Origin of the sequence: Streptomyces sp. NPDC056835, from assembly GCF_042789485.1 — a bacterium.
GTDB lineage: Bacteria > Actinomycetota > Actinomycetes > Streptomycetales > Streptomycetaceae > Streptomyces.
Window position 1 is genome coordinate 297,819 of record NZ_JBHUBB010000006.1, and the last position, 6,826, is coordinate 304,644.

Genomic DNA, 6,826 nt, shown 5'->3' on the forward strand with positions numbered 1-6,826 from the left:
CGGACAGCCACCACATCCCCGCCCCCCCGCGGCCCCCCACGTTTCACCTGCGGCATCCAAAGCCCCCGTGCCCGCCGCCCGGGGGCGCCGAAATGGGGGGCCACCGGCCCCAACGGCCCCTCCGGACGCCACCGTGCACCAGGTCTCTCCTCCGCCCTCGACGGCCAATTGGAAATAAACCTAACCAGCCCTTGACGGGTAACTGGAAACAAACCTAACTTTCAATTACTCCCCGTGGAGCGCACCACGTCCATGGACTCCCCACCTAGATTGTCATGTCCGCCTCATGAAGGGTCTGCCATGCCCTCATCGCTCCTCAAGAAACTGCGTCCCACCGGCGTCCTCGCCCTGGCCGTAGCCTTGTTCCTGGGCCTCGGTGTCACCGCCCAGGCCGGTGCCTCCGCGCCGGCCGGCGGCCAGGACCGCAACCCCCAGGTCGCCCGCGCGGCCGACACCCCGGTCAGCATCAACGGCAAGGTCCGCGTCTGCGGCACCAAGCTCTGCAACGCGTCCGGCGTCCCGATCCAACTGCGCGGGATGAGCACCCACGGCACCCAGTGGTACGCGCAGTGCGTGACCGACGGCTCGCTGGACGCCCTCGCCAACGATTGGAACGGCGACATCCTCCGTGTTTCCACCTATGTGCAGGAGGGCGGCTACGAGACCGACCCGGCCAGGTTCACCGACCTCGCGAGCCGGATCGTCGACCAGGCCAGCGCACGTGGCCTGTATGTGATCGTCGACTGGCACCAGCTCACCCCGGGCGACCCCAACGCCAACACCGCCCGGGCCCGCACCTTCTTCACCGAGATGGCTCGCCGCCACAAGGACAAGGTCAACGTCCTGTGGGAGATAGCCAACGAGCCGAACGGCGTCTCCTGGCCGCAGATCAAGAGCTACGCCGAGACCATCATCCCGGTGGTCCGGGCCCAGGACCCCGACGGCGTCGTCCTCGTCGGCACTCGCGCCTGGTCCTCACTCGGCGTCTCCGACGGCGCCAACGAGACCGAGGTCGTGAACAACCCGGTGAACGCCGACAACATCATGTACACGTTCCACTTCTACGCCGCGTCGCACAAATCGGAGTACCTGAACGCACTCTCCCGGGCCGCGGACCGCATCCCCATGTTCGTCACGGAGTTCGGCACCCAGAACTACGCGGGTGAGGGCGCCAACGACTTCACCCAGTCGCAGCGGTACATCGACCTGATGGCCCAGAAGAAGATCAGCTGGACCAACTGGAACTACTCGGACGACGATCGGTCCGGCGCGGTCTTCAAGACCGGTACCTGCGCACGCGGCCAGTGGACCGGCACCTCGGTCCTCAAGGAGGCCGGTGTCTGGATCCGCGACCGGATTCGCAGCGGCGGCTTCTAGGCCCTGTCTTCAAAGTCCCGCCTGATCGGCGACGTCCGGCACGCACGCTCGCGGCGTTGTCGGGATCACCCCAGTACATCCAGTACTGGGGCGACCCTCCGCCTTGCGATCGCACGCACCGGACGCCTCCGAGCCCGCCCTCCGGGCGGACGGCGCTACTTTGAAGACAGGACCTAGGGGCGCGTCGCGAAAGTCCCGGACGATGGACCAAGGGGTCCTCTCCCAGCCCCGGGAGAGGACCCCGCCCGTATGCGCCGCAACCAGGTGTGTGTCAGCCGAAACCGTTCTGTTGTGCCATCCTGTGTTGATCTGTGGGGACGTCGTCGATCGGTCACCGTGATTGTCATGTTCCGAGGTGCACGGAGGTGCACGGAGGTGACGAGCACTGAGTATCGACAGCGTGCCTCGGAAGTCCACGACCATCGAGGCGCGGACACCGTCGAGGCCAGCGATGAGAACCGCGCCCGCGATGTCGGCGTTGTTGACGAGCAGGGTCTGCTGTTTCTGTTCGTCAACGTCTCCGCCCCCAGGTCTCCTAGGTCCCCCAGGTCCCCCATGGCCACTACACCGGCGACCGCGCGGCGGCGGTGTGGAACGCTGCGGGCGTAGGGGCCGATGAGTTCTCGATGGGGAAACGGTCTACACGGTTATGACTGCTCAGATACTCAAGACTCCCGAGGTCGATCTCGCCTATGACGTCCATGGCCCGCTGCCGACCACTGACGGACGTCCACCGCTGCTCATGATCGGCCAGCCCATGGACGCCAGCGGCTTCCGTGCGCTGACGTCGTACTTCCCCGAGCGCACCGTGATCACCTACGACCCGCGCGGCCTCGGTCGCAGCACCCGCAAGGACGGCCGGGTCGACCATGCGCCCAGGACCCAGGCCGCCGATGTGCGCGCCCTCATCGAGGCGCTTGGCGCGGGCCCGGTCGAGATGTTCGCGAGCAGCGGCGGCGCGGTGACCGCGCTCGCACTTGTGGCGGCATACCCCGATGGTGTGACCACTCTGGTGGCGCACGAGCCGCCGGTCATTCCGCTGCTCCCCGATGCCCGGGCCGCTGAGCGCGCCCGGGCCGGTGTCCGGGACGCGTACGAGGAGAAGGGGTGGGGTGCCGGCATGGCGGCCTTCATCGTGATGACGTCGTGGCAGGGCGAGTTCACCGATGACTACTTCGCCCAGCCCGCGCCGGATCCCGCCGCGTTCGGCATGCCGACCGAGGATGACGGCTCCCGTGACGATCCACTGCTCTCCGACCGGTCTTGGGCGGTCAGCGGCTACCGGCCCGATGCCGACGCGCTGACCGCGGCGCCGACGCGGGTCGTGATCGCGGTGGGCGAGGAGTCCGGGGACACGTTCACTGGACGCACCTCGGTGGCGACAGCCGAACTGCTCGGTCAGCGGGTGACGGTGTTCCCGAGCCACCACGGCGGCTTCCTCGACGGCGAGTCCGGCTATGCCGGGCAGCCTGAGGCCTTCGCGCGCAAGCTGCGAGAGGTCCTTGACAATGTCCATTGAGTAGCGGTAAAGCGGCCGCTCCGGGGCGGGGAGAGCTTCGCGGATGAGTACGCCCAGCCGCGGTGGGGGAGAGCGCGTCAACCGTCGGGCCACATCGACAACGTGGCCCCTTTTGTCTCGCCGGCCGGGAGCCCGAACGCCGGGGGTTTGCCCCAACGGGCTCCGGGCCGGCCGGGCCACGGTAGGGCTATGCGGTGAGCGCGGCGGGCTCGCCCAGGTGGACGGCTGCCGTTCGCCACGCGGTGGTCACCGCGGTCCGGGCCAGCGCCGTTCGTGCGGCGCGGTCGCCGGTCAGCTTCAGCGGGGTGCCTACGTGCACGTGCAGGTCCGGCCTGCGCAGAGGTGCGGTGGCCAGGCCCGCGAGCTGCTTGACGGTGCTGCCCGAGGTGATCCGGCGGGCGCCGGCCTGGCCCAACGGCACGACGGGGGCGCCGGTGCGCTCGGCGAGCCGGGCCAGGCCGCCGCGGAAGGTCCCGGGGGCCGCTTCCGCCGCGTCCCTGCGGCGGGGCAGCCCGCCCTCGGCGTAGATGAGGACCAGCCGTCCCTGCTCCAGGGCGTCGGCCGCAGCGTCCAGCGCTTCCACGGCGCGCCGGTCCCCCCGGAGGACGGGGATGTGTCCTTCGCGGGCGAGAGCGCGCCCCAGCAGCGGGATGCGCCACAGCCCCGCGGTCGCCATGATGACGGGCTCAACGCCGAGGCGGTGGAGGGCTGCGACCACGATGGCGGGGTCGGCGAGCGAGGTGTGGTTCGCGGCGATGATGCTGCGGGGCGCGAGTTCGGCGCCGGGTTCGGCGGTCACCGACAGACGGCCGACGGCGGGCACCAGGATGTCGGCGATGCGACTGAGCACGAGAGGTCTCCGGTCTCGAAGTTGTTGACCTCCATCGTCGGAGACGGGCGCCGACCGGGGCGTGAGTCGTCGTACTCATCTTCCAGGCCGGTCTGCCCAGCGCGGACACCCAGGCTTCTGGCGGCCGCCGGCACGCGGTGCGGAGGCGAGCGCCGCGGGCGTGTGCTGTGGAGTTCCCTGCGCCCGTGGTGATGACGCCGACGGGGTGGAGCACCCGGCCGGCCATCCACCAGGCCAGCGCGGCGGAGACGACGGCGAACGCGACCAGGGACAGGCCGGAGACAGTGAGCAGGCGGCTCAGTGCCGCGTCCCCGGCGACATGGCTCACCGTCTCGGCGACTTGGGATTCGTCCCCGGCGGGCCTGCCCACCGTCTTCAGCTGGGCCGTCTGTTCGGTCGCGGCCGCGCCGGGCTCATCCGTGAGTGTGATCGCGGCGACCGCGCGACCGATCTGGGATTCGAGGCTCTGCTTCAGCAGGAGGTACACGAGGCCGGTCAGCAGTATGCCGGCGAGCATGAGGAGTCCGGTGTAGAGGGTGGTCAGCCGGGCCCTTTCGCTGTTCATCGGTTCGCCCGGACGCGATAGCCGCAGCCGGGGACCGTTTCGACCACGGGTGGGTCACCGAGCTTGGCCCGGAGTTTGGAGAGGGTGACGCGGACCGCGTTCGTGCGGTAGCTGGTGCCCTCTTCCCACACCTGCTCGATCAGGTCGTCGCCGCTGACGACCGCGCCGTCGGCCCGCATCAGTGTCTCCAGCACGGCGAACTCCTTGCGGGACAGGGTGAGGAAGCGGCCGTCCCTGGTGACCTGGCGCCGGGCGGTGTCCAGGACCAGTCCGGCCCGTTCGATGACCGGAGGCAGCGCGGGCCGGGCACGTCGTCCGAGGGCGAGGACGCGCGCCAGGAGTTCGTCGTACACGAACGGCTTGGCCAGGTAGGTGGGGGTGCCGAAGATATGACGCGTGTCGTCGACCTCAAGGGGGTCACCAAGCGGTACGCGGGTGGCGTCATGGCGCTGCGCGGCGTGGACCTGGGCATCGAGAAGGGCGAACTGGTCGGCGTTGTCGGGCCGTCCGGCTCCGGAAAGTCCACACTGCTGCACATCATCGGCACCCTGGACCGGCCCACCTCCGGGTCGGTCTCCATCGCCGGGTTCGACGTCCCTGACCTGTCCGACCGCGAACTGTCCGCCCTGCGCGCACGCCACGTGGGATTCGTCTTCCAGGCATTCCACCTGGTGCCGGGTATCAGCGCACAGGACAACGTGGCGGAAGGGCTGCTCTACTCCGGCCTGCCACGCGCCGAACGGCGCAGGCGGGCCGCCGACGCACTGGAACGTGTCGGTCTCGCGGACCGCAGAGGACACCGGCCGCACGAGTTGTCCGGAGGGCAGAAGCAGCGGGTCGCCATCGCACGTGCCGTCGTCGGCGAACCCGAACTGCTGCTGGCGGACGAGCCGACGGGCGCGCTGGACTCCGTGTCGGGCGAGTCGGTGATGAGGCTGCTGTACGACCTGAGCGCGACGGGGGCGACCATCGCCATCATCACGCACGACCTTGAGGTCGCCGCGCGTTTGCCCAGGCAAGTGCGGCTGCGCGACGGCGAGGTGGTCCAGGACGTGATGAGTGGCGTCAGGGATGGCGGCGCGGGGACGGGCCGGCGGGACAGCGAGGGGACGGGCGTACCGGGCGACGCACCGCCTGACGTACGGCATGGCGCATCACCCGGCCTGCCCAACGACGGCTGGACGGGCGCCTGATGGCCCGCCGCAAGCTCAGGCCCGCCCGGCTCAGCCCGCGCGACGTCCTCCACGTCGGCTCCGCTGGCATGCGCAGGCGCCCGCTGCGCGTCGTCCTGTCCGCGCTGGGCATCGCCATAGGCATCGCCACCATGATCGCGGTGGTCGGCATCTCCGCGTCGAGCAAGGAGCGGCTGTCGCAGCGGCTCGACAGGCTGGGCACCAACATGCTGGTGGCGGAGCCCGGCGAGTCGATGTTCGCCGGGGAGGACGTCAAGCTGCCCAAACACGCCGTCGGCGCAGTCAGCCGTATCGACGGGGTGGAGCAGGCGGGCGCGACCGGCACCGTCAAAGCGTCCGTACGCCGAAGCGAGAAGGTTTCCGAGAACGAGACCGGCGGCATCAGTGTCCTGGCGGCGTCCGAAGGGCTGTTGAAGGTCGTACGGGGCGAGGTGGGCAGCGGAAGCCGGCTCAACGGGGCCAACGGCCGCTATCCGGCCGTCGTACTCAGCCATGTCTCCGCGCGGCGGGGCAGCAGGTCTGGCTGGGCAACCGCTATTTCACGGTCGTCGGCATACTCGAACCGCTGCCACTGGCTCCGGAACTCGGACGCGCCGCCCTGGTCGGCTGGGAGGCCGCCGAGCGGTTCCTCGGCCTCGACGGCCATCCGACCAGGGTGTACGAGCGCTCGACGAACGACACCGTCGAAAACGTCCGCAACCTCCTCGCTGCCGGCATCGACCCGGAGAACCCGCAGAACATCAAGGTCACCGACCCGTCCGCCAAGCTACAGGCGAAGGCCGCGATGGAGGGGGCGTTCAGCAGCCTGCTCCTCGGGCTCGGCGGCATCGCGCTTCTCGTTGGCGGGGTCGGCGTCGCCAACACCATGATCATTTCGGTGCTGGAGAGACGGTTCGAGATCGGTCTGCGGCGTTCGCTCGGCGCGGCACGGGGCCAGATCCGCGTCCAGTTCATCACGGAGTCGTTGTTGCTGTCCGGCCTCGGCGGCCTGGCCGGCGTCGTGCTGGGCGTCGCGGCGACGGGGGTCTTCGCACGCGTCGACGGCCTGCCGTGGGTGGTTCCGCTGTGGGCCGTTGGAGGCGGTTTCGGAGCGACGCTGGTCATCGGTACGGTCGCGGGACTCTACCCGGCGGTGCGTGCGGCCCGCCTCTCGCCGACGCTGGCGCTGCACGCGGCGTAGCACCGGAATCGCCCTCGGCACGGTGTGACCCCACCCGAGTGGGGTCACACCGTGCCGAGGGCGGGGGGGGGGGCGGGGGCAGGACCGGGGTGAGGGAGAGGGCCCCGCCCAGGGGGGGGTGGGGGGGCCGGAACCTGGCGGG

Annotated in this window: 4 protein-coding genes and 2 pseudogenes; 4 read left to right on the plus strand and 2 right to left on the minus strand. The window is 70.1% G+C overall.

All coding sequences use genetic code 11. The features are described 5' to 3' along the window. The first annotated feature begins 300 nt into the window (after nt 1-300). Both ACFRMN_RS09485 and ACFRMN_RS09490 read left to right on the plus strand, forming a co-directional pair. A complete protein-coding gene (locus tag ACFRMN_RS09485) occupies nt 301-1,377 on the plus strand; it encodes a glycoside hydrolase family 5 protein (protein WP_383015793.1) in 1,077 nt (358 codons plus the stop codon). A gap of 649 nt (nt 1,378-2,026) precedes the next feature. Continuing rightward, entirely contained in the window at nt 2,027-2,896 is an 870-nt protein-coding gene (locus tag ACFRMN_RS09490) for an alpha/beta fold hydrolase (RefSeq protein ID WP_383015796.1), read from the plus strand. Between the two features lie 187 nt (nt 2,897-3,083). On the opposite strand, the gene ACFRMN_RS09495 is transcribed toward ACFRMN_RS09490, so the two are convergent. Together ACFRMN_RS09495 and ACFRMN_RS09500 are read right to left on the minus strand one after the other, a co-directional pair. Then, nucleotides 3,084-3,746: a lysophospholipid acyltransferase family protein gene (locus ACFRMN_RS09495; protein ID WP_383015798.1), complete on the minus strand. Its 663-nt coding sequence runs from the start codon at nt 3,744-3,746 to the stop codon at nt 3,084-3,086. 561 nt (nt 3,747-4,307) lie between these two features. Next, nucleotides 4,308-4,694 (minus strand): annotated as a pseudogene (locus ACFRMN_RS09500) (response regulator transcription factor); the annotation flags it as partial. 6 nt (nt 4,695-4,700) lie between these two features. Here ACFRMN_RS09500 and ACFRMN_RS09505 point away from each other — a divergent pair. Then, entirely contained in the window at nt 4,701-5,504 is an 804-nt protein-coding gene (locus ACFRMN_RS09505) for an ABC transporter ATP-binding protein (RefSeq protein ID WP_383015801.1), read from the plus strand. Next, nucleotides 5,504-6,684, plus strand: a pseudogene (locus ACFRMN_RS09510) (ABC transporter permease). The gene ACFRMN_RS09505 and the pseudogene ACFRMN_RS09510 overlap by 1 nt, the downstream one beginning before the upstream one ends. The last annotated feature ends 142 nt before the right edge of the window (nt 6,685-6,826 follow it).

What these genes read in the sequence shown, in the direction of transcription:
- ACFRMN_RS09485 (WP_383015793.1), top strand. Translation starts at nt 301, where the DNA reads ATGCCCTCATCGCTCCTCAAGAAACTGCGTCCCACCGGCGTCCTCGCC.
- ACFRMN_RS09490 (WP_383015796.1), top strand. Translation starts at nt 2,027, where the DNA reads ATGACTGCTCAGATACTCAAGACTCCCGAGGTCGATCTCGCCTATGAC.
- ACFRMN_RS09505 (WP_383015801.1), top strand. Translation starts at nt 4,701, where the DNA reads ATGACGCGTGTCGTCGACCTCAAGGGGGTCACCAAGCGGTACGCGGGT.